Raw genomic sequence first — 22,259 nt, 5'->3', positions numbered from 1 at the left:
GGTGTCGTCCCGCGAGTCGGCGTATGTGTGCGGGTGAGTCGCGGGTCAGGGGCCGAGGACCGTGTCCAGGTGGGTGCTGGCGAACCGGCGCTGCGGGTCCAGTTGGTCGCGCATCCGGCGGAACTCGGCCGCCCGCGGGTAGGCCTGATCGACCTCGGCCGCCGTCCAGTCGTGGCGCCCGGCCCAGTGCGGGCGGCCGCCGGCCGCGGTCAGCACTGTGCCGACCAGATCGAACAACGGCCCCGAGTCCGTGCCGCGGGGGGCGCGCACCGCGATCCAGCCGGTTGTCCGGCCGAACGCCGGATGCAGCCAGCCGGACTCCGCGGCACCGACCCGGACCAGCACCGGCGCCTTCAGTTCCAGACCGCGGGCGGCGGTGGCCGCGCTGAGCTCGCGGACGGCGGCGTCGAGTGCCTCCCGCGGCAGCGCCCACTCGGTGAACTCGGCCCGCTGCGGGCGAGGATCGACCAGCAGCCGGTGCGCCGGGCCCGTCGCCGATCCGCCCCACCGCGGTGAGCGCCACACCCCCGGCGCCAGCCACGACACCATCCGGCCCAGCGCCTCCGCGGAGCCCGCGGCCGCGGCCCGCACCGGATCACGGCGCGGCGGCGGGGGCTCGGACCCGGGTTCGATCACGTCCCCCCAGCGGGCGATCGCCTCGCCGCTCGGCACGTGCAGTTCCACCTCGGCCCACCGGTGCCGGTCGAGGACACCGCCGTCCTCCAGCAGCTCCGACGGTGTCCCGGGCTCTTCGTGAACGTGCAGCAGCGCAGCGGGCACAACCCGCAACTCCACCTCGGTGAGCACGCCGAGCGCGCCGAGCCCGGTCCGCAAGGCATCGAGGTCCGCCCCCTCGAACCGGCGCACGGCCGCCAGCCCGTCCACCAGGCGGACCCCGGTCACCTGAGCGGACAGCGATCCCACCGCGGCGCCGCTGCCGTGCGTGCCGGTGCCGATCGCGCCGGCGATCGTGAGCGCGTCCGAGTCGGGGACGACGTCGAGGGCGAGGTCCTTCTCGGCCAGCGCGGTGTGCAGCGAGGCCAGGGTGGCTCCGGCCCGGATCCGGACCCGGTCGGTGCCGACCGACACGATCCCGGTCAGCGCCGAGCAGTCCAGGTGGACGTCGTCGGTGACGGCGAGCGGGCTGTCCGAATGACCGGCGCCGACCGGGCGGATCCGCAGGCCGCGGTCGGCGGCGCGGGCGACGGCCGCCATCACCCCGGCCTCGTCCAGCGGTCGATCGGTCGCCCGCGGCCGGCACTCCCGGCCGCCGGACCAGTTGGTCCACATTCAGATGAGCCTAGGCCGTCCCCCCGGCCGTCCCGGTCTCGTCGCGGTCTCGGTTGATCATCACGGGGACGCATGCACCGACGGCGATCCCGAGGGAACCGGACGGCCCGGCCATCCGTCGGATACCGGCATGGGACACGACGGATTCGCGGTACACACCGACGCGATGCGCGCACACGCCAGCCGGTTGCGGGAGGCGGCCGGACGGTTCGACCGGGCCGGTGACACCGCCGCAGCCATCACCCTGCGGTCCGACGCGTTCGGTCTGATCGGCACCGCGCTCGCCGGCGACGCGCTCGCGCTGGCCGCGGCCGCGGCCGACGGGCTGGGCGGACAGGCCGCACTGGTGGACCTTGCCGCCCGCGGCATCGACGGCATGGCCGCGGCCTACGACGAGGTGGAGCGCCGGATCCGCGACGGGTTCGGGCGGTGACCGCGCCCGGGAGCGGCCGGGCCGCCGCACCGGTGGCGACCGAGGACCCCACCGAAGGCGCCCGGCTGCTCGACAGCATCGCCGACCTGCAGTCCGCGGTCGTCCAGGGGAACTGGGCCGGCGGGCTGCTGAACGTGATGAGCGGGGCGACCGAGGTCGCCGCCTTCATGGCGGACCCGCTCACCGAACTCGTCGCAGCCGGGCTGGGCTGGCTCATCGAGCACGTCCCGCACCTGCGGGAGCCGTTCGACCAGCTGGCCGGCGACCCGTCGGCGATCGAGGCGCTGAGCGCGGCCTGGCAACGGATCGCCCGGGAGGCCGACGCGGCGGCGGCGGACCTGCGGACGGTCGTCGACACCGACACCGCACCCTGGCGCGGACCGGCGATCGAGGCCTACCGGCCCGTCGCCCACGGCCTGGTGACGACCGGAGTGGTTGCAGCGGCGGCGGCCCGGGTGGCTGCTGTCATCGTGGAGCAGGCCGGGGCCCTGGTGCTCGCGGTCCGCGCGGTGGTGCGCGACGAGTTGGCGCGCGCGGTTGCCGACCTGATCACCACGTTCCTGCGGAACATCGTCGCGGCGGGGACCGGCGTCGGGCTGCTCGCCGTCGCCGGGCTGCTCGTGCACCGGGCGCTGCACTGGGCGAACCGGCTGCTGGAGTGGGTGCGACGGGTGTCCGAGGCGCTCGACGCGCTACGCGACCTGATGGCGCGTCTGGCACCCGCGCTGCGCCACCTCGAGCAGGCACCGGCCGGGTTGCGCGCGGCCGGCACCGCCCCCGCCCCGCGGTCGCCGACCACCGCATCCGGTGCCGATCCGGTGGTCGGGATCGGCGCGGCGGGCACGTCCGGTCCGCCCACGCCGGCGGCGCTCGCCTGGTCACTCGCGGTGGAGACGGGCAAGCAGCACGACGCCACCATGTTCGACCAGGCCTGATCCGGCGGCGGACAGACGAAGGGCCGGAGCCTGGGAGCCGGGTGGTCGTCCGGATCCCAGGGCACCGGCCCTGTTGCGACCCGCTCCCCAGCGGTCGCTGCCTGGTGCGGCGCGTCAGCGCCGCGGGTCACCACTCGCGTCCGGCTCCCGCGCGGACCGGGGCGAACTGGCGGTGCCGGCCCGCGCGCTCCGGCATGGCGTGTGCCCCCTCGGACGGGGTCGCACGGCGCGACCGGTACACCGGTTCCCGGGGCGGCGGCGTCGTCAGCGCCTGGATCGGGATGGGCGCGGTCAGCGGGTCGCGACGGAAGGCGGCCAGCGGGTCCACCGGTGCGACCGGGCGCACGAAGGCAGGCAGATCAACGGAGGTGCAGCGCGTGTCGTCGCCGCTGGATCCGCAGCACCGGCGCCCGCCGCACGTACCGTGGTCGCGTCCCGGCGCGGGCTCCGGCGGCCTCGAGCAGGCGCGGCCGCCCCGGCCGGTCCACCCCCGCAACTTCACTGCGTAGTCGTCGCCGTCCCGTTCAGCGCAGTATCTCCTCGCTTGGAGGTCAATCACACGGGTGTAATTCATCTCTGCGTAATCGTTTGTCTTGCGCACTACTCCACATGCGGCCTCTCGGTTGCACAGCGGAGTCATCACCGCACCGACCTTCGGAAGCCTCGACCCGACTGTCACAGGCCGACGCGGGCGAGACGGACCACGGTCCGTTCATGATCGAGAAACCGCCGGGCGATGTCTTACCACTCCGTGCCGGTGCCGCCCGCAGGTTGAGTCCGCCGCCCTCAAAAGCCCTGCGTCGCCGGCTGAAGGGCTACCGTTCGCAGATGAACCACGACGAGGCCGGCACGCCGGACGGCGACGGCGCGACACCGCCCGAGGCGTACCTGTCGCCGCCGCCCGTCGCGCCCGAACCGAGGGTTCCGGCCCCGCCCTCAGCGACGCCGGCCCCGGGGTCCCAGGCGAACGGCGTCGCCGCCGGCCGCCGGCCGTCCCCCATCCCGACCCCGCTACGTGTGACCTCCGAGGTCTGTGCCCGGTTGCTCGTGATCGCGGCTGCCCTCGGCCTGCTCGTCTTCCTGATCATCCAGCTGCGGATCGTCGTCATCCCGGTCGCCATCGCTGTCCTGCTGAGCGCCCTGCTGGCACCCATGGTGCAGTGGCTGCTGGCCCGCCGGGTACCGCGCGGCCCGGCCACCGCTCTGGTCCTGGTCGGTGGGCTGGCGCTGATCGGCGGCATGCTCTCGTTCGTCATCAACACCTTCATCAGCGGGTTCGCGGCCCTGCAGGCCCAGCTGACCGCCAGCTTCGCCTCCATCCAGCAGCTGCTCGCCGGGCCGCCGCTCAGGATCCCCGCGACGCAGTTGGAGGACCTGCCCGTCCGCCTGGGCCAGGCCATCAGCGACAACCGCGACGCCCTCACCACCGGGGCGCTCAGCACCGCCGCGACCGTGGGCGAACTCGCCGCCGGGCTCGCGCTGGCGCTGTTCGCGCTGATCTTCTTCCTCTATGACGGGCCCCGGATCTGGCGTTTCCTGCTCCGCGGGGCGCCCCGGATCCGCCGGCGGCGCGTCGACGTCGCGGGCCGGCGGGCCTTCGCATCCCTCGTCGGCTACACCCGCGCCACCGTGCTGGTCGCCATCGTCGACGCGCTCGGCATCGGCATCGGCTTGTGGATCGTGGGGGTGCCGCTGGTGATCCCGCTGGCCGCGCTGGTCTTCCTCGGCGCGTTCGTCCCGACCGTCGGTGCGGTGGTCACCGGCGCCGTCGCGGTGCTCATCGCCCTGGTGGCCAACGGCCCGATCCAGGCGCTGGTGGTCCTCGCGATCGTGATCGCCGTGCAGCAGCTGGAAGGCCACGTCCTGCAGCCCCTGCTGCTCGGCCGCGCCGTGCAGCTGCACCCGCTGGCCGTCGTACTGGCGGTGGCCGCCGGGGTCGTGATCGCCGGCATCCCGGGCGCGCTGCTCGCGGTCCCGCTGCTGGCGGTCATCAACGCCGCGGCCCGGTCGCTCACCGCGCCCGCCGAGCAGGACCCCGCCGCGGTGAACGCCGTCAATCCGCGGCAGGCCCATCCGGTCGACCCCGCGGTCGTTCACCGTGTCGGGCCGCCCCGGTCGACGCAGTTGCTGCGCCGCTTCGCCCGCCGGGGCCCGTCGTCCTGACCGTCGTCGAGCTGCCGGTGGCCGCTCGGCGCGGGACCATACCGGGGTGCGATACCTGATCACGGGCGCCACCGGTTACATCGGCGGGCGGCTCGCGCCCCGTCTCCTCGAGGCGGCCGCGGACGACGGCGAGGCCGCCACCGTGCGGTGCCTGGTCCGCAATCCGGACAAGCTGCGCGACGTGCCGTGGGCGCGGCAGGTCGAGGTCGTGCAGGGCGACCTGCTCGACGCCGACAGCATGCGGCGCGCCTGCGCCGACGTCGACGTCCTGTACTTCCTGGTGCACTCGCTGTCGGACACCGACTTCGCCGCCAGGGACCGCAGGGCCGCCCTGATCGCCGGGCAGGCGGCGCGCGAGGCCGGGGTGCGACGCATCGTCTACCTCGGCGGGCTGCACCCGGACGAGGCGGAGCTGTCGGCGCACCTCGCGAGCCGCACCGAGGTCGGGGAGATCCTGCTGCGCAGCGGCGTACCGACCGCCGTGCTGCAGGCCGCGGTCATCCTCGGTTCGGGGTCGGCGAGCTTCGAGATGCTGCGCTATCTCACCGAGCGCCTGCCGCTGATGCTCACCCCGCGCTGGGTGCGCAACCGCATCCAGCCGATCGCCGTCCGCGACGTCCTGCGCTATCTCATCGGCGCCGCGCGGCTGCCGGCCGAGGTCAACCGGACCTTCGACATCGGCGGCCCGGAGGTGCTCACCTATCTGGACATGATGCAGCGCTACGCGGCCGTGGCCGGGCTGCCGAGACGGCACGTCGTCCCGGTCCCGCTGCTCACCCCGCACCTGTCGGCGCACTGGGTGAACATGGTGACCCCGGTGCCGAAGGGCATCGCCGATCCGTTGATCGAGTCGCTGGTGCACGAGGTGGTGTGCCGCGAGCAGGACATCCTCGACCACGTCCCGGATCCGCCGGAGGGCCGGATCGGCTACGACCGCGCCGTCGAGCTGGCACTGGCCCGGATCAGCAACGGCGACGTGGAGACGCGCTGGTCGGGCGCATCGGTCGCGGACCTCGCGTCCGACCCGCTCCCGAGCGACCCGCAGTGGTCCGGCGGCACGGTGTACCTCGACGAGCGCGAGCAGGCCAGCCCGGCCGGCCCGGAGGAACTGTGGCAGGTGATCAAAGGCATCGGCGGCGAGCGGGGCTGGTACTCGTTCCCGCTGGCCTGGGCGGTCCGCGGCTGGATGGACCGGATGGCCGGCGGGGTCGGGCTACGACGCGGCCGGCGTGATCCGGACCAGTTGCACACCGGCGAGGCACTGGACTGGTGGCGGGTCGAGCACATCGACGACGGCGCCGTGGGCCGAGCCTCCGCCGGCGCTGACCACCGGCCCGGCGTCCCGCGCTGGATGCTGCGTCTGCGTGCCGAGATGAAGGTGCCCGGCCGGGCCTGGCTGGAGATGGCCGTGACGTCCGCCCCCGAGGGGTCCACGGGCTCGGTCTACCGGCAGAAGGCCGTGTTCGTCCCGCACGGCCTGGCCGGGCACCTGTACTGGTGGTCGGTGGCACCGTTCCACGGCATCGTCTTCGGCGGCATGGTCCGCAACATCACGCGCACCGCCGAGCGTGCCGGCCGCGACGACAGGGACCGCGCCGAGGGCGCATAGACGTACGACTGAGACGTACGTATGAATGCGCCGGTGACCGGCCTGGTCAGCCCACGGCGTCGAGCAGGGCGACGGCCTCCAGGTCCAGCTCGAGTCCGGCTGCCCGGCAGTTGTCCTCGAGGTGGGAGATCGACGAGGTCCCGGGGATCGGCAGCATGACCGACGAGCGCTGCAGGAGCCAGGCCAGCGCGACCTGCGCCGTGCTCAGGCCGCGCGCCCCGGCGATCTCCGCGACGACGCCGCCCGGCTCGGCGAGCGCGCCGGAGCCGATCGGGAACCACGGCAGGAAACCGATGCCCTGCTCCGTGCAGTAACGCAGGACGGCGTCGCTGGCGCGGTCGACGAGGTTGTAGCGGTTCTGCACGGTGGCCACGTCGACGACCTGCCGGGCCTGCTCGATCTGCTCGACCGAGACCTCCGACAGCCCCACCGCCGCGATCTTGCCCTCCGTCTGCAACGCTGCGAGGACGCCGAACTGCTCGGCGGCCGGCACCGTGGGATCGATCCGGTGCAGCTGGAACAGGTCGATGCGCTCGACCCCGAGCCGGCGCAGGCTCAGCTCGCACTGCTGGCGCAGGTACTCCGGCCGCCCGCACGGGTGCCACTCGCCCGGCCCCGGGCGCAGCTGCCCGGCCTTGGTGGCCACCGTGATGCCGTCGTAGGGGTACAGGGCCTCGCGGACGAGGTTCTCGGCGACCTCCGGGCCGTAGGCGTCGGCCGTGTCGAAGAGTTCCACGCCGAGATCCGCGGCACGGCGCAGGACGGCGACGGCGGCCGGCGGGTCGGCGGGCGGGCCCCACACGCCGGGTCCGGTGAGCTGCAGGGTGCCGTAGCCGAGGCGGTGCACCCCCGGGCCGTCACCGAGCGGGAAGCGGCCCGCAGCGGCCGCCGGGGTCTCGAGATGAGCGCTGACCATGCGCCCACCCTGGCACCGGGACCCCCGGGCCGATGGTCGATCGTGACCGGAGCCGCAGTTGTCCGCGCCGCACGAGGGGCGTTGATCGGGACGAACGGCGCAGAACCGTCGCAACCACGCGGGCCTGGACCGGGGCCGGGCCGGCGCGGCACGCCCCGGCGCGAAAGGGCCGATCTTCCGGCCAGCGGACCGATCGATTGCCGGGGTCGGGACGGGCAGCTAGCGTTCGGCCGTGGCCAAGATCGTGTCGTTGTCCGAGGCGGTGGCCGAACTGGTGCACGACGGTGACACCGCGGCCCTCGAGGGCTTCACCCATCTGATCCCGTTCGCGGCCGGGCACGAGATCATCCGGCAGGGACGGCGGGAGCTCACCCTGGTCCGCATGACCCCGGACCTCATCTACGACCAGCTGATTGGCGCCGGGTGCGCGTCGAAGCTGGTGTTCTCCTGGGGCGGCAACCCCGGGGTCGGCTCCCTGCACCGGCTGCGCGACGCGTTGGGCAACGGCTGGCCGGCCCCCTTGGAGATCGAGGAGCACAGCCACGCCGGGATGGCCAACCGGTACGTGGCGGGAGCATCGGGGCTGCCGTTCGCCGTGCTGCGCGGTTACGCCGGCACCGACCTGCCCCTGCACACGCCGACGATCTCCACGGTGACCTGCCCGTTCACGGGGGAGGAGCTGGCCGCCGTCGCCGCGCTCAACCCGGACGTCACGATCGTGCACGCGCAGCGGGCCGACCGCGCCGGCAACGTGCAGCTCTGGGGAATCACCGGGGTGCAGAAGGAGGCCGTGCTCGCCGCGAAGCGATCGCTGGTCACCGTCGAGGAGATCGTCGACGAGCTCACCCCCGTCCCGGGTGCCGTGGTGCTGCCGTCGTGGGCGGTCACCGCGGTGGCCGAGGTGCCGGGCGGGGCGGCACCGTCCTACGCGCACGGCTACTACGACCGCGACAACGCCGCCTACCGGGCATGGGACACGATCAGTCGCGACCGGCAGGCCTTCACCGGCTGGTTGCGGGAGCTGGGGGTGCAGAGGTGAGTACCGCATCGGAGGCCGCGATGGGGGCGGCCGCCTCGTCCCCGGACTACACCGCCGACGAGATGATGAGCATCGCCGCCGCCCGATCACTGCGTGACGGCCAGGTCTGCTTCGTCGGGATCGGCCTGCCCTCCACCGCCGCGAACCTCGCCCGCCGGCTGCACGCCCCCGGCCTGGTTCTGGTCTACGAGTCGGGCACGCTGGACACCAGACCGGCCGAGCTGCCGCTGTCGATCGGTGACGGCATCCTCACCGACTCGGCCCTGACCGTGGTCTCGGTACCGGAGGTCTTCAACTACTGGCTGCAGCCCGGGCGGATCGACGTCGGGTTCCTGTCCGGCGCCCAGCTCGACCGTTTCGGCAACATCAACACGACCGTCATCGGCGAGTACACCGAACCCGACGTGCGGCTCCCGGGGTCCGGCGGCGCTCCCGAGATCGCCGCGTCCTGCCGCGAGGTGTCCATCGTGATGCGCCACCGGTTGCGGGCGTTCGTCGAGCAGGTCGACTTCGTGACGTCGGTCGGGTACGGCACCGGACCGCTGGACCGCCGGATGCTCGGGCTGCGCGGGGCCGGCCCGGTCCGGGTGATCACCGACCTCGGGGTGCTGGAGCCCGACCCGGAGACCAGCGAGCTGGTGCTCACCGCGCTGCACCCGGGGATCGCCGTCGAGCAGGTGCGGGCGGAGACGGGCTGGGACCTGGAGGTCTCCCCGGACCTGATGGTCACCGCTGCGCCGAGTGCCCGCGAGCTGGAGACGCTGCGCGGTATGCGTACGGTCGGCAGCCACCCCGATGACCGCAACCCCGACCGCACCACCGAGGGAGCGACCGAATGAGCGACGCCGTACTGCTGAACCACGTGATCGACGGGCCGGAGGACGACGCCGAGGCGCCGGTCCTGGTGCTGTCGGGATCCCTCGGCAGCACGCTGGACATGTGGCGGCCCAACATCCCGGCACTCGCCGAGCGGTTCCGGGTGATCCGGCTCGACCACCGCGGGCACGGCGGCTCGCCGGTCCCCGACGGGCCGTACCGGATGCCCGACCTGGCCGGCGACGTGCTGGCCACCCTCGACTCGCTCGGCGTCGAGCAGTTCGACTGGTGCGGCCTGTCCATGGGCGGCATGGTCGGGATGCATCTGGCCTCGGAACACCCGGACCGGGTGCGCCGGCTCGTGCTGTGCTGCACCTCCGCGCACTTCCCCGACAGCACGGCCTGGACCGACCGGATCGCCGCCGTCGCCGACGGCGGCACCGCTCCGATCGCCGCGACCGTGGTGGAGCGCTGGTTCACGCCGGAGTGGGCGGCCGCGCACCCCGAGGTCGTCGAGGAGGCCACGTCGATGGTCGCCGAGACGCCCGACGCGGGTTACCTGGCCAGCTGTCAGGCCATCGAGGTGTGGGACCATCGTGACCGGCTGCCGTCCATCACCGCCCCGACCCTGGTGATCGCCGGCGCGGCCGACCCGTCCACCCCCGTCGAGCCGCATGCTCGCACGATCGCCGAGGGCATCCCCGGAGCCCGGCTCGAGGTGCTGCCGGCGGCACACCTGGCCACGATCGAGTGCGCCGACGACGCATCCCGGCTGATCGTCGAGCACCTCGCGCGCTGAGGCTCCCGTGCCGGGGGCGCCGGCCCGCCGGGTAGATCACGATTGGGTCACTTACCCTGATGGGCGACGTCATGCCCCGGGTCAGCGTGGAGCCAGGGTCTCGTCCCTGTCTTCGCACCGGCCGACAGCTCTGGGGGTAGTCCTTGCTCAGCGACCGCGAACGTGGGGTGCTCGCCCGCATCGAGCAGGACCTGACCGTCAGCGATCCCGACCTCGTCCGGCTGTTCGGCACCCTCGGTCAGAAGCGCGCGGGCCGGCCCGGCCCCCGCAGCATGAGCGGTGCAGGCGTGATGCCCCGCGTGCTGCTCATCATGGGTCTCGTCCTGCTGCTGTTCGGCGGGGCCACCGCCGCCATCCCCATCGCGGGAACCGGCATCGTGCTGACCCTCCTGGCCCTCGCCCTCGCCTACACCGAGGCCAGCACCCCGCGGCCCGGCCCGGCCTGAGCGCTGACCGTCGCCCCGCAGGGAGTCCGGGTCGCGCTCCGGCCCTCGTCGTGAGCGGGAACAACCCGCTGGCCCTTCGGCCGGCGGAGGAACTGGTCTCCCGGACCGAGGACCACGTGACCCTCCTCCTGCGCTCGGGGGAGCGCAACCACGGGCCGAGGATCAGCCGGTTACCCATGGTGCGGGTCGTCGAGGAGGCCGGAGGCTCTCGCGCTGGTGGACCAGGACGACGTGGGCAACATCCGTACCGCATCCATACCGCGCTGCGGGGCCAGGAGCTCGACCCCGAGCTGCGGCCCGCCGCCCGCACCCGACCAGGCCCTCGCCGACGAGGATCGGCTGATCGTCCTCGCCACCCCTGCGGGACTCCGCCGCGTCCGCGTCCTGAGCGCAGGAACCGCCGCCGCCCACGGCGACACGCACCCGGTGGGCGACACCGGCACGTGACCGTGGCCCCGCCGCGGGTCCGCCACAGGACGTCGCACAGGAGGTCACCGCAGGCCGGAACCGGTGGGCGACACCGGCAGGTGGCGGCGACCCCGCCGTGGTCCGCCACAGGCGATCACCGCAGGCTGGACCGGCGGAGCGGGCCGGACCGACGTGCGCGGACGTGCCCCGGCACAGCGCGATGGCATCCGACCTCGGAGCCGAAAGCCGGCAGCCCGTCCGGGCTGCTCAGCCGTGGGCGAGGTCGGCGAAGCGGCTGTAGTGCAGCTGGTGGGCCACCGTGATGGTGTTGGTGGGCCCGTTACGGTGCTTGGCCAGGATCAGGTCCGCCTCGCCCGCGCGGGGGTCGTCCCGCTCGAACGCGTCCGGGCGGTGCAGCAGGATCACCATGTCCGCGTCCTGCTCGATCGAGCCGGACTCGCGCAGGTCCGACAGCATCGGCCGCTTGTCGGTGCGCTGCTCCGGGCCCCGGTTGAGCTGGCTGATCGCCACCACCGGCACCTCGAGCTCCTTGGCCAACAGCTTGATCTGCCGGGAGAACTCACTGACCTCCTGCTGGCGCGACTCCACCTTGCGGCCCGAGGTCATCAGCTGCAGATAGTCCAGGATGATCAGCTTCAGGTCGTTGCGCTGCTTGAGCCGCCGCGCCTTGGCCCGGATCTCCATCAACGTCAGGTTCGGCGAGTCGTCGATGAACAACGGCGCCTCGCTGATCTCACTCATCCGCCGCGCCATCCGGGTCCAGTCGTCATCGCTCATCCGGCCCGCCCGCATGTCGGCCAGCCGGATCCGCGCCTCCGCCGACAGCAACCGCATCACGATCTCGGACTTGCTCATCTCCAGGGAGAACACCGCGCTGGTCAGCCCGTGCTTGACCGAGCAGGACCGCGCGAAGTCCAGCCCCAGGGTGCTCTTCCCGAGCCCCGGCCGCGCCGCCACCACGATCATCTGTCCCGGATGCAGCCCATTGGTCGCCGCATCCAGATCGGCGAACCCGGTCGGCACCCCCAACGCGACGCCGCCCCGGGAGGCGATCGCGTCGATCTCGTCCATCGTCGGCTGCAGCAGCTCTTCGAGCGCGACGTAGTCCTCGCTCGTGGACCGCTCGGTGACCTCGTAGATCGCCGCCTGGGCCCGGTCCACCACGTCGTTGACCTCGGCGCCCTCGGCCCCGTGGTAGCCCAGCTGCACGATCCGGGTCCCGGCTTCCACCAACCGGCGCAGGATCGCCTTCTCCGCCACGATCTCCGCGTAGTACGCCGCGTTCGCCGCGGTCGGCACCGTCGCGATCAGCGTGTGCAGGTACGGGGCGCCGCCGAGCCGGATCAGCTCCCCGCGGCGCTGCAACTCCGCCGACACGGTCACCGCGTCGGCCGGCTCGCCGCGCCCGTAGAGATCCAGGATGCAGTCGTAGACCGTCTGATGCGCCGGCCGGTAGAAATCGTCCGGGCGCAGCACCTCGACGACATCGGCGATCGCGTCCTTGCTGAGCAGCATCCCGCCCAGCACCGACTGCTCCGCGGTCAGGTCCTGCGGCGGCTGCCGGTCGAACGGGGACGGCGCCTCGGCTGCGTCGTCCGCCCGCACCGGACGCGGACGCCCGGCCGGCCGATCGTCCGTCACCGCCATACGCAGCGTCACCCCCACTCGGCATAGTATCGAACAAAAGTTCGATCCGCGCGATGGTCACCCGGTCGCTGCTCGGTGAACGGTCGGCGCGGCGGAGCGAACACACGTGCTCCGGCACGGCGAGGCTAGGCCTGCGGTCGCCGAGGATCAAAAGCCGGTGTGCACAGACCTGGGGACGGCCTGGGGACGAAATCAGCCGTTCCCAGGACGGCGTCGGGACCCCGCTGTGGATTGCATGGGGACAACCTCGAGCAGAAAGTCGTTTTCCCAGCTCAGAGGGCTATCCACGGTTGTGGACAACTTTGTCTGGCGTGTCGTGCGACACCCCTGTCTTCGGCGTGTCGCGCAGGGCCACCCGGCGCGGTCAGGATGTCACTGAGCGATGCCGGCGTCACCATACACACCCCCGCACGGGCGACCTCGAACGGTGAACGGTCGCTTCGTGCGGCAGGGGGTGAGATCGACTCGGAACGACGCAAGGGCGGGACCGGACCCGAAAGCCCGCGTCCCGCCCCTGTGACGGTGTGTAATCAGACGGACCACTCTGACGCGTGGTCCGAACCGGTCAGCTCGCGACGACCTCGACGCCCAGCTCCGTGGTGACCTCGGGGTGCAGCCGGATGGTCACCGCGTGGTTGCCGACGGTCTTGATCTGGCCGGGCACCTCGACGGCGCGACGGTCGATCGGCGGGCCGCCGGCGGCGCGCACCGCGTCGACGACGTCAGCCGCGGTGACCGAGCCGAACAGCCGGCCCGAGTCGCCGGCGGCCTTGGCCTTGACCGTGACCGACAGGTTCCCGAGCTGGCCGGCCACCTCGCGGGCGTGCCCGAGGTCGCGGATCTGGCGGGCCTTCTGGGCGCGCTTGATGGCCGCGACCTGCTTCTCGGCACCGCGGGTGGCCGGGATGGCCAGCTGGCGGGGCAGCAGGTAGTTGCGGCCGTAGCCGTCCTTGACCTCGACGATGTCGCCGGGCGCGCCCAGGTTGGGCACATCGGCGGTGAGGATCAGCTTCACGTCTCCTCCTTAGCGAGCGGTCGAGGTGTAGGGCAGCAGGGCGACCTCGCGGGAGTTCTTGACCGCGACGGCGACGTCCCGCTGGTGCTGACGGCAGTTACCGGTCACCCGGCGGGCCCGGATCTTGCCGCGGTCGGAGATGAACTTCCGGAGCAGGCCGGTGTCCTTGTAGTCGATCTCCTGAGCCTTGTCCTTGCAGAACGCGCACACCTTCTTCTTCGGCTTGCGCAGGACGGGCTTGGCCATGAGGGCTTACTCCTGGTTGTGCTCGGTGTCCGCCCGTCACCGGGCGGGAGAGTGGTCTGTCTGGGTCGTGCTCTAGAACGGCGGCTCGTCGTCGGCGGCCGGGGCGCTACCGGTGGGCGGCGCGGACCCCCACGGGTCGTCGTAACCGCCTCCGCCGCCGGCGGCGGAGGCACCACCGCCGAAGCCTCCGCTGCCGCCGCCACGACTGACCTTGTTCACCTTGGCCGTGGCGTACTTCAGCGACGGGCCGACCTCGTCGACCTCCAGCTCCACGACGGTGCGCTTCTCGCCCTCACGGGTCTCGAAGGACCGCTGCTTGAGCCGACCGGTGACCATCACCCGCATGCCGCGGGTGAGCGTCTCGGCCACGTTCTCCGCGGCCTGGCGCCAGATGTTGCAGCGCATGAACAGCGCCTCGCCGTCCTTCCACTCGCCGGACTGGCGGTCGAAGGTGCGCGGGGTGGACGCAACGGTGAAGTTCGCGACCGCGGCGCCGGAGGGGGTGAACCGCAGCTCCGGGTCGGCGGTGAGGTTGCCGACCACGGTGATGACAGTCTCGCCAGCCATGACGGCCTCCTCAGGCGCTGGCGGGAGCCGGCGAACGCCGCCGCTCGCGACGCAGCACCTTGGTCCGCAGGACCGACTCGTTCAGACCCAGCTGACGGTCGAGCTCGGCGACGGTGGCCGGCTCGGCCGTGACCTCGAGGACGGCGTAGATGCCCTCGGGGTTCTTGGCGATCTCGTAGGCGAGCCGGCGCTTGCCCCAGACCTCGACCTTCTCGACGGACCCACCATCGCCACGGATGACGTTGAGGAAGGTCTCCAGGGACGGCGTCACAGTGCGCTCGTCCAGGCTCGGGTCGAGAATCACCATGATCTCGTAGTGACGCATGAGAACCACTCACCTCCTATGGACTCAGAACGGCCGCGGGGCATCCGCGACAGGAGGTTCTCACCGTGCCCCGACAGAATCGGACCGCCGGGTACCCCCGGAGCGGTTCGTCGGACGCCGTCCCAGGTAGGACGGCGGTCAGGGCGACTGGTCGAGGTTACCAGGGCGGATGCGCCGCGAGTCCGGCGGCGGGGGCGTCGGGACCGAACACTAGTCTCTGGAACATGCTCATCGGGGCCCACGTCCGGGACGACGATCCGGCCGGCGCTGCCGCCGAGCGGGGGGCCGAGATCGTCCAGTTCTTCCTGTCCGACCCGCAGGGGTGGAAGAAGCCGCCCACCCATCCGCAGGCCGAGCAGCTGCGCGACGGCGATGTCACCGTGGTGGTGCACGCCCCGTACGTGGTCAACCTGGCGTCGTTGAACAACCGCATCCGCATCCCGTCCCGCAAACTCGTGGTGCAGCACGCCACGGCCGCCGCCGAGGTCGGGGCGATCGGCCTGGTGGTGCACGGCGGCCACGTGACCAAGGGCGAGGACCCGGCGGAGGGCTTCGCGAACTGGCGCAAGTTCATCTCCCGCCAGGTCGAGGAAGGCGGCTTCGCGGTCCCGGTGTTCATCGAGAACACCGCGGGCGGGGACAACGCGATGGCACGCAGGTTCGACGCGCTGGCCCGGCTGTGGGACGCCGTCGGCGAGTTCGGCGTCGGCTTCTGCCTCGACACCTGCCACGCGTTCGCCGCGGGCGAGGACCTCGTCGACGTCGTCGACCGGGCCAAGGCCATCACCGGCCGGATCGACCTGGTGCACCTCAACGACTCGCGCGACGAGTTCGGCTCCGCCCGCGACCGGCACGCCAACATCGGCGCCGGCACCATCTCCCCGGACCTGCTCACCGCGGTGTGCGCCGCCGCCGGAGCGCCGGTGGTCGTGGAGACCCCGGCCGAGGGCCAGGCCGCGGACATCGCGTTCCTGCGCGAGCGGCTGGGGTCGTGACCGAGCCTGCGAGGTCACGATGGAGCGCAGCACGGCCGGGCGCGGCGCCGACGAGCCTCGGCGGGGGACCGTGACCGGGCCGGCGAGGCCGCCGTCGCACACACCACCGGCGGTCCCGCACCCGGCGGGCGACGGCACGGAGGCTATGTGACCGGGACGGTCGTCGGTCCGGCCCGGCGGCTCGCCCGGGTGCGGCCGTCGGCCGCCGGCCGGCCGTGGGGCGGACACTCGCCCGGGGCGCTCGTGCTCGCCGTCCTCGTGCTGCTCACCGGCGTCGCGCTGGCGCTCGGACTCGCCCACAAGGCCCGCTGCGTCGGCCCGGGGTTCGACGGCGCCGGCCGCTCCATCCCCGACTACGACGTCCGGATCGACCGCGACGTCTGCTACTCCGACATCCAGCACCTCTGGCTGGGCCGCGACGTCGACCGGCACGTGTTCCCCTACGTCGACGGCTCGATCACCCCCGAGGGCAAGCTCGTGGGCGGCACCGTGGAGTACCCGGTGCTCACCGGGCTGCTGATCTGGGGTGGGGCGCTCTTCGCGAGCACCGACGGCGGGTTCCTGCTCGGGTCGGCGCTGCTGATGGCCCCGTTCGGGCTACTCACCGGATGGTTGCTGGGCCGGTTGGCCCGGTGGCGGGCGCTGCTGTGGGCGCTGGGCCCGCCGCTGGTGCTCTACGCGTTCCACAACTGGGACCTGCCGGTGGTGGCGTGCGCGGTGGGCGCGGTGTTCGCGGTCCACGGCCGGCGCACCACCCGGCCGCTACCGCAGCGGGCCACCGTCGCGGCCGTCCTGCTCGGCCTCGGGTTCGCGTTCAAGCTCTACCCGGGCGCGTTCGTGCTGCCCCTCGCGCTGTACGTGCTGACCCGGGGTGGGCGGGCCGACGGGCTGCACGGGGCCGGTCTCGACTGGCGTGGCGCGCTGCGGGTGCCGGTTGCCGCTGCGCTGACGGTGGTGCTGGTCAACCTGCCGTTCGCGATCGCCGGCTACGAGGGCTGGCGGGCGTCGTTCACGTTCCAGCAGCTGCGCAAGGTCGACATCACCACGAACTCGATCTGGTTCTGGGGTTTCCGGCCCGCGTCCGATCCCGGCAACGCGGCCTTCCAGAACACGGTCGACTGGTTGTCCCCGGCGCTGGTGCTGCTGTCGTTCGCCGTGGCCGCAGCCGTCGGGTGGCGGCGCTGGCGCCGCGAGGGCGTCTACCCGTGGATCGGGGTCAGCGCCGCGATGCTGTGCGGCTTCCTGCTGCTGCACAAGGTGCACTCCCCGCAGTACACGCTCTGGCTGGTGCCGTACTTCGTGCTGCTGCAGGTGCCGTGGAGCGTCGTGACCGCCTACCTGCTGGCCGATCTCGCGATGGGGATCGGCATCTTCCGCTGGTTCTACGCGATCAAGTCCGGGGTTCAGTTCGACATCTTCAGCGGGTTCTCGGCGCAGGCCGTCGCGCTCGGTGTATGGGGGCGTGCCGCGCTGCTCGCGGTGCTGTTCGTGCTGTTCCTGCGGGCGGCCCCGGTGCTCCCAGGAGACCGGGACCCGGAGCCCTCGGCCACCTGACCGAGCCGCCGGACCGCGTCGAGGGACCACGACGCATCCGGACGGGGCGGGCGTTCAACGCCAGGCGAAGACCGGCTGTTCCAGGTGTGCCACCCGGGTCGGGCGGCCCTGCACCACGACCTCGCGGAACTGGTAGAGCACCGCACCGGTCGGCGCGTGGACGAACCGGTCGAACAGCGGCACCTGGATCACCGGGGCGTCGGACTCCGGGATCGTCAGGAAGCGCGGTTCGACGTCGATCTGGCGGAGCGGGATCCGGTACACCTCCCCGACCTCGTCGGGGTTCGGCGCCAGTTCGCCGACCGGCCCGGCCCACAGCACGACCGGGGTGATGACGTAGCCGGAACGGGTCGGGTAGTCGTCGAGCAGCCCGAGCACCGCGTCCGCACCCAGCTCGAGCCCGAGTTCCTCGGCCAGTTCCCGGCGCGCGGCCTGTGCCGCGGTCTCCCCGGGGTCGAGCCGGCCGCCGGGCAGCGCCCACTGGCCGGCGTGCTTGCGCAGCGTCGTGGCCCGGCGGGTGAGCAGGAAAGCCAGGCCGTCCGCGAGGTCGGCGTCGTCGGTCCCCGTGGTGACCAAGGTGATCGCGACCGCGGCCACCTTCAGCTCCGGCCGGTCGACCGGCCGCCGGTCGAAGGCGCCCAGGGCATCGGCCACGGACTCTCTCAGGTCTGCCACGCCGACGTCCTCCACTCGCACCGGGCCCGCCGCTCGACTCTGCCGGACCGTGCGCCCCCGGCCTACGCTGTGCCGCTGTGATGCACACCTCACCGGGCTGTTCCGGCTCCCCGTTGCCGCGCAGGCCCGGTGTCGGCGAGAAGTCCGGGGGCGGTGTGGGTGACCTGGCCGAAGAAGGCCTCCGGGGTGAGCACCGACCTCACCGAGGGCCGGATGCGCGACCATGCGCTGCCGCTGGGCCGGGTGGACGTCAAGGTGTGCGCGGTGGATGCGACGTGGTCGGCACCGAAACCCGTGCGCCGCCGGCAGCGATGACCGGGAGCCGGGGACGCCCCGGGCGCGCGGGCCAGTCGGGATCGTCCCTGTCGAACATGCGCAGCGGATCGGTCGACGGGCGGAGCACGGTCCGGACGACGAGCACGCACAGCAGCACGACGACGGCGTCGCGCAGCAGCACCGTGCCGAGGAAGTAGTCCGGGGGCAGGCCCTTGTTCTCCGGGGTCAGGTAGTAGTACATCCGCGGCACCCAGACGAGCGCGTCGATCGCCATCCAGGCGAACAGCAGCCGCCAGTGGGGCAGCGCCAGCACCGCCAGGGGTACGAGCCACAGCGAGTACTGCGGGCTCCACACCTTGTTCACCAGAAGGAACGCCGCAACGACCAGGAACCCCAGCGACGCGAGCCGGGGCGGCCGTGGTGCGCGCAGGGCGAGAACCGTGATCCCCGCACAGCACAGCACGAACAGGGCGAGGCTCACCGCGTTGAGCACCGCGGGTGGCTGGTCGGGCTGCAGCACCCCGTCGAAGCCGGGCCACCCGGTGAAGTGGCTGAGCACGAAGTAGAGCGAGTCCGGGTCGGCCGGCCGGGTCTGGTTGAGCCGGAAGAACTCCCACCACCCGGGGGTGTAGGCCAGCGCGACCGGGGCGTTGACCGCCCCCCAGGCGGCCACCGCCGTGACGATCGTCCGGAGGGCCGTGCCGACGTCCCGGCGCCGCCACCCGACGAGCAGGATCGGCAGCAGCAACAGCATCGGGAAGAACTTCGCCGCCCCGCCGATACCGATCAGCAACCCGGCCAGCACCGGCCGGCGCCGGGCCAGCGCGAGCAGCCCGGCGGCCGCGGCGGCCACGGCGAGCGCGTCGAAGTTGGTGAACACGTGGACCAGCGCGAGCGGGGACAGGGCCACCAGCGCGGCATCCCAGGGCCGGGACGGCCGCAGCCGGCAGACCGCCCACACCGCGGCCAGCCAGGCGAGCGCGAGCCAGGTGGCCGAGATGTCGAAGTAGACGACCACGGGCAGCGCCGACGGCAGCGGCAACCGCTCGGCCAGCCACAACCAGCCGTCGGCGAGCCGGGCGTTCGTCCACTGGAAGAACCCGGTGAGCACCGGGTACTCCATGTACCGGGTCCGTTCCGACGGCGTCCCGGGCTCCTCCACCCAGGGGTCGCGGTAGGGCAGCGCGCCGACGTCGAGCCGTTCGATCCCGTAGAGCGGGACCGTGTCCGAGTAGCACATCGCGACGTACTGGCGGTTGTTGCGCCAGTCCAGGGCGGGCGTGCCGTCCTCGCCCGCGTACTGCTGCAGGCACGGTGCCTTGCCCAGCCAGCTCAGCGCCAGCACCGCGACGGCGAGCAGCAGCACCACGCGCAGCGGTGTCCAGAACCGGCTGCGCCCGACCAGCGCGTGCCGTCCGAGTGGCCCACCCACGAGCCGGCTCGCCGCGATCGCGAGCGGCTCGCTCCACGACGGGACGACGCGGCCTGTCCGGACCCGGGTCGCCCCGGTCCCGGGGCCGCGCCCGATCACCCGGGTGCCGCCGTCGCAGGCTCCCGGAACGAGGCCGGTGCGTCCCGGTTGTCGGGTTGGAAGTCGAACTGGTCGTCGGGGCCGAACGACGAGTCGCCCGGGTCCTCCGAGCCGCCCGAGCCACCCCTGCCGTCCGACCCACCCCTGCCGTCCGAGCCGCCCCTGCCGTCCGATTCGCCGGAGCGGCCGGGGCGAGGCGAGTCCTCGGAATCGCTGTCGCGGGTCGAGTCCGCCGAATCGGAGTCCCGGGAGCGCGGCGAGCGCGAGCCGTCCGAGGAGTCTCCCGAGCGGGTGCGCTCCGACGAGCCACCGGAGTTCTCCGAGACCGGCGGCGCGCCGAGCGGGACGAACCGGGAGAACTGCTCCCGCGGCGTCCCGCTCAGCGCCGTGTTCATGTAGGCCTGCCAGATCGACCCGGGCAGCATCCGGCCGAAGACCGGGCGTCCACCGGCGTTCTTGATCGGCGAGTTGTCGTCGGTTCCGACCCACACCGCGGTCGAGACCGACGGCGTGTAGCCCACCGTCCAGGCGTCCTTGTTCTGGCCCTGGATCGTCGGGTGCTGCACGGTGCCCGTCTTGGAGGCCACGGGCCGGCCGTCGGACAACCCGATCCGCGACGACGTCGCCACGTCCGTCATGGACTCGGTGACGTTGCGGGCGATCTGCTGCGAGAAGACCTGCTGGCCCGAGGTGGTGCCGCGGTCGTAGAGCACGCGGCCGTCGGATGCCTCCACCCGCGAGACCAGGTACGGCTCGCGACGGACGCCGTCGGCGGCGAAGGTGGCGAACGCCGACGCCATGTCGACCGGGTGCACCTCCTTGTCGCCCAGCGAGATGCCGCCGGTCGGTCCGGGCAGCAGGTCCTCCGGGATACCGGCCTTGTGCGCGGCCTCGGCGACCTTGGCCGGCCCGACGTCCAGCGCCATCCGGTAGAAGATCGTGTTGATGGACTGTGTCATCGCGGTCTTCACCGAGCACTGCCCGCAGTTGAAGCCCTCGGAGTTGTTCACCACGGTCCCGGCCAGCGTCTGCGGCGAGGAGCCGTCGTAGAGCGTCCCGAGGCCGATCGGCCGGGAGCTCTGCAGCGCCGCGGCCAGTACGAACGGCTTGAACGACGAACCCGGCTGCTTGAGCACCTGGGCGTAGTCCAGGCCGACGCCGTTGTCACCGCCGTAGTAGGCGAGGATCGCCCCGGTCTTCGGGTCGACGGAGACCAGCGCCGATCGCAGGTTGTCCGGCTGGCCCTTCATGACCTTCTCGACCGCGGCGACCGCGTCCTCCTGCTTGGCCGGGTCGATCGTCGTGGTGATCGTCAGACCCTCGGTGTTGATCTCCTGCTCGGTGATCCCGCGTTCCTCGAGCTCCGCACGCACCTGGTTGTAGATGTGCCCACGGCTGTCCCCGGGGATGCCACCGCTCGCCGGGGCCGGCGGGATCCACTGCGGGAACCTCAACCCGGCCCGCTCGGCAGCGGGCAGCCAGCCCTGCGCGACCATGCCGTCGAGCACGAAGTTCCAGCGCTCCAGCGACTTGTCCGGGTTCTTCGCGGGGTCCCAGCGCGAGGGTGACTGGATGAGGCCGGCGAGCATGGCCCCCTCGGAGGCGCCCAGCTGCTGGACGTCCTTACCGAAGTAGGCCTGGCTCGCCGCCTGCATGCCGTAGGCCCCGCGCCCGAGGTAGATCACATTGAGGTAGTTCTCGAGGATCTGTTCCTTGCTCTGCTGCTTGGAGACCTTGACCGCGAGGACGAGCTCCTTGTACTTGCGCCACAGCGAGAACTGGTCCTGGCCGGTGGTGACCTTCACGTACTGCTGGGTGATCGTCGACCCGCCACCGATGCCGCCGGTCAGCTGGCTCCACACGGCACGGCCGATACCGGTGATGTCGAAGCCCGGGTTGGAGAAGAAGCTGCGGTCCTCAGCGGAGAGCACCGCCTCCCGCACGTCCGGCGGGACCTGGTCGAGGGTCACCTTGGTGCGGTTGATGTTGTCCGGGCGCACGGTGGCGAGCGGGCTGCCGTCGGCGTAGGTGAAGTTCGCCACCTGGGTGACCGCGGTGTCGTCCGCCGACGGCACCGGAAAGATCATCCAGCCGATCACGAACGCCAGCAGCGGGCCGACGACCATGAGTCCGGCCAGGACGTACAACGCCCGCCGGATGCGTCGCCACATGATCTTCCGTCCCTCGCCCGGCTCGCCCGACGGCCCGCCTGGACCGGACTGCGACCGGTTTCCGTCGGAGCGCTCGGCGACGGCGAGGCCGCCGGCCCGGGCGACCGATTGGGCGCCCGTCTCGTCGTGGGTGAGCAGCCCCATGTCAGCGGGGTTCGGCGCCCCACCCGGTCCGCCCTGCGGTCCGGTGGCCGGGCCGTTCGGCCGGAAGCGTTGCGGGCCGGCGCGGCCAGGGGGTGGCGGCGGGGGGCCCGGCGGCATCCCGGGACGCGGTGCGGGACCACCCGGCCCGGACGGGCGCGGCGGGCCACCGGCGGGCGGCCGGGGCCCTGCTCCCCCCGGCGGGACCGGTGGCCGTCCACCCGGGGCCGGTGGGCCCGGG

Annotated in this window: 22 protein-coding genes; 11 read left to right on the top strand and 11 right to left on the bottom strand. The window is 72.7% G+C overall.

The annotated features are described in order from the left end of the window. Positions 1-45: 45 nt before the first annotated feature. Positions 46-1,290 (bottom strand): D-arabinono-1,4-lactone oxidase, encoded by a 1,245-nt coding sequence (locus HF519_RS06965; protein ID WP_169411278.1) that lies wholly within the window; start codon positions 1,288-1,290, stop codon positions 46-48. A 130-nt stretch (positions 1,291-1,420) separates the two neighbouring features. Between HF519_RS06965 and HF519_RS06960 the strand changes: the two genes are divergently transcribed. Next, a complete protein-coding gene (locus HF519_RS06960) occupies positions 1,421-1,723 on the top strand; it encodes a type VII secretion target (protein WP_169411276.1) in 303 nt (100 codons plus the stop codon). Next, complete coding sequence (locus tag HF519_RS06955; RefSeq protein WP_169411274.1) at positions 1,720-2,658, top strand: hypothetical protein; 939 nt, start codon at positions 1,720-1,722, stop codon at positions 2,656-2,658. The genes HF519_RS06960 and HF519_RS06955 overlap by 4 nt, the downstream gene beginning before the upstream one ends. Before the next feature lie 127 nt (positions 2,659-2,785). On the opposite strand, the gene HF519_RS06950 is transcribed toward HF519_RS06955, so the two are convergent. Next, complete coding sequence (locus tag HF519_RS06950) at positions 2,786-3,004, bottom strand: hypothetical protein (protein WP_169411272.1); 219 nt, start codon at positions 3,002-3,004, stop codon at positions 2,786-2,788. Between the two features lie 482 nt (positions 3,005-3,486). On the opposite strand from HF519_RS06950, the gene HF519_RS06945 reads away from it, so the two are divergent. Together HF519_RS06945 and HF519_RS06940 are read left to right on the top strand one after the other, a co-directional pair. Further along, a complete protein-coding gene (locus HF519_RS06945) occupies positions 3,487-4,821 on the top strand; it encodes an AI-2E family transporter (protein ID WP_169411270.1) in 1,335 nt (444 codons plus the stop codon). 46 nt (positions 4,822-4,867) lie between these two features. Continuing rightward, complete coding sequence (locus HF519_RS06940; RefSeq protein ID WP_169411269.1) at positions 4,868-6,430, top strand: SDR family oxidoreductase; 1,563 nt, start codon at positions 4,868-4,870, stop codon at positions 6,428-6,430. Positions 6,431-6,476: 46 nt separating this feature from the next. Here HF519_RS06940 and HF519_RS06935 read toward each other — a convergent pair whose 3' ends face one another. Continuing rightward, the gene (locus HF519_RS06935; protein ID WP_169411267.1) at positions 6,477-7,346 is read right to left on the bottom strand and encodes an aldo/keto reductase; all 870 of its coding nucleotides are present in this window, start codon (positions 7,344-7,346) and stop codon (positions 6,477-6,479) included. Between the two features lie 232 nt (positions 7,347-7,578). On the opposite strand from HF519_RS06935, the gene HF519_RS06930 reads away from it, so the two are divergent. The 5 genes from HF519_RS06930 (at position 7,579) to HF519_RS06910 (ending at position 10,893) form a co-directional block, all read left to right on the top strand. Further along, positions 7,579-8,385, top strand: a complete 807-nt coding sequence (locus HF519_RS06930) for a CoA transferase subunit A (protein ID WP_169411265.1) — start codon at positions 7,579-7,581, stop codon at positions 8,383-8,385. Positions 8,386-8,405: 20 nt separating this feature from the next. Then, positions 8,406-9,224, top strand: a complete 819-nt coding sequence (locus HF519_RS06925) for a CoA-transferase subunit beta (RefSeq protein WP_169411351.1) — start codon at positions 8,406-8,408, stop codon at positions 9,222-9,224. Beyond that, the gene (gene pcaD, locus HF519_RS06920) at positions 9,221-10,000 is read left to right on the top strand and encodes a 3-oxoadipate enol-lactonase (protein ID WP_169411263.1); all 780 of its coding nucleotides are present in this window, start codon (positions 9,221-9,223) and stop codon (positions 9,998-10,000) included. Before HF519_RS06925 ends, pcaD begins: the two co-directional genes overlap by 4 nt. Before the next feature lie 143 nt (positions 10,001-10,143). After that, complete coding sequence (locus tag HF519_RS06915; protein ID WP_169411261.1) at positions 10,144-10,446, top strand: DUF3040 domain-containing protein; 303 nt, start codon at positions 10,144-10,146, stop codon at positions 10,444-10,446. Positions 10,447-10,662: 216 nt separating this feature from the next. Continuing rightward, positions 10,663-10,893 carry a hypothetical protein gene (locus tag HF519_RS06910; RefSeq protein ID WP_169411259.1) on the top strand — a complete coding sequence of 77 codons (231 nt, stop codon included), beginning with the start codon at positions 10,663-10,665 and terminating at the stop codon, positions 10,891-10,893. Between the two features lie 228 nt (positions 10,894-11,121). Here the strand turns inward: HF519_RS06910 and dnaB are convergent, their stop codons facing one another. The 5 genes from dnaB to rpsF form a co-directional block, all read right to left on the bottom strand. Next, positions 11,122-12,522, bottom strand: coding sequence for a replicative DNA helicase (gene dnaB, locus HF519_RS06905; RefSeq protein ID WP_169411349.1), 1,401 nt, complete (start codon positions 12,520-12,522; stop codon positions 11,122-11,124). Positions 12,523-13,087: 565 nt separating this feature from the next. Beyond that, positions 13,088-13,537, bottom strand: coding sequence for a 50S ribosomal protein L9 (gene rplI / locus HF519_RS06900; protein WP_169411257.1), 450 nt, complete (start codon positions 13,535-13,537; stop codon positions 13,088-13,090). Between the two features lie 9 nt (positions 13,538-13,546). Next, complete coding sequence (gene rpsR, locus HF519_RS06895; protein ID WP_013678623.1) at positions 13,547-13,783, bottom strand: 30S ribosomal protein S18; 237 nt, start codon at positions 13,781-13,783, stop codon at positions 13,547-13,549. 72 nt (positions 13,784-13,855) lie between these two features. Continuing rightward, positions 13,856-14,350 (bottom strand): single-stranded DNA-binding protein, encoded by a 495-nt coding sequence (locus tag HF519_RS06890; RefSeq protein ID WP_169411255.1) that lies wholly within the window; start codon positions 14,348-14,350, stop codon positions 13,856-13,858. A 10-nt stretch (positions 14,351-14,360) separates the two neighbouring features. After that, positions 14,361-14,675, bottom strand: a complete 315-nt coding sequence (rpsF, locus tag HF519_RS06885) for a 30S ribosomal protein S6 (protein ID WP_169411347.1) — start codon at positions 14,673-14,675, stop codon at positions 14,361-14,363. Between the two features lie 224 nt (positions 14,676-14,899). On the opposite strand from rpsF, the gene HF519_RS06880 reads away from it, so the two are divergent. Together HF519_RS06880 and HF519_RS06875 are read left to right on the top strand one after the other, a co-directional pair. Continuing rightward, a complete protein-coding gene (locus HF519_RS06880; RefSeq protein ID WP_169411253.1) occupies positions 14,900-15,670 on the top strand; it encodes a deoxyribonuclease IV in 771 nt (256 codons plus the stop codon). Between the two features lie 147 nt (positions 15,671-15,817). Then, the gene (locus HF519_RS06875) at positions 15,818-17,224 is read left to right on the top strand and encodes a glycosyltransferase family 87 protein (protein WP_438826382.1); all 1,407 of its coding nucleotides are present in this window, start codon (positions 15,818-15,820) and stop codon (positions 17,222-17,224) included. Between the two features lie 54 nt (positions 17,225-17,278). Here the strand turns inward: HF519_RS06875 and HF519_RS31010 are convergent, their stop codons facing one another. The 3 genes from HF519_RS31010 to HF519_RS06860 all read right to left on the bottom strand — a co-directional run bounded on the left by HF519_RS31010 (position 17,279) and on the right by HF519_RS06860 (position 22,021). After that, the gene (locus HF519_RS31010) at positions 17,279-17,899 is read right to left on the bottom strand and encodes an NUDIX hydrolase (protein WP_312859944.1); all 621 of its coding nucleotides are present in this window, start codon (positions 17,897-17,899) and stop codon (positions 17,279-17,281) included. A 250-nt stretch (positions 17,900-18,149) separates the two neighbouring features. After that, positions 18,150-19,607, bottom strand: coding sequence for a glycosyltransferase family 87 protein (locus HF519_RS06865; RefSeq protein ID WP_312859943.1), 1,458 nt, complete (start codon positions 19,605-19,607; stop codon positions 18,150-18,152). A 95-nt stretch (positions 19,608-19,702) separates the two neighbouring features. Beyond that, positions 19,703-22,021 carry a transglycosylase domain-containing protein gene (locus tag HF519_RS06860; protein WP_169411247.1) on the bottom strand — a complete coding sequence of 773 codons (2,319 nt, stop codon included), beginning with the start codon at positions 22,019-22,021 and terminating at the stop codon, positions 19,703-19,705. Between the last annotated feature and the right edge of the window lie 238 nt (positions 22,022-22,259).

This window comes from Pseudonocardia bannensis, from assembly GCF_012911875.1.
GTDB lineage: Bacteria > Actinomycetota > Actinomycetes > Mycobacteriales > Pseudonocardiaceae > Pseudonocardia > Pseudonocardia bannensis.
Note: the sequence above shows the minus strand (reverse complement) of the source record. Positions and strands in the feature narration are given on the sequence as shown.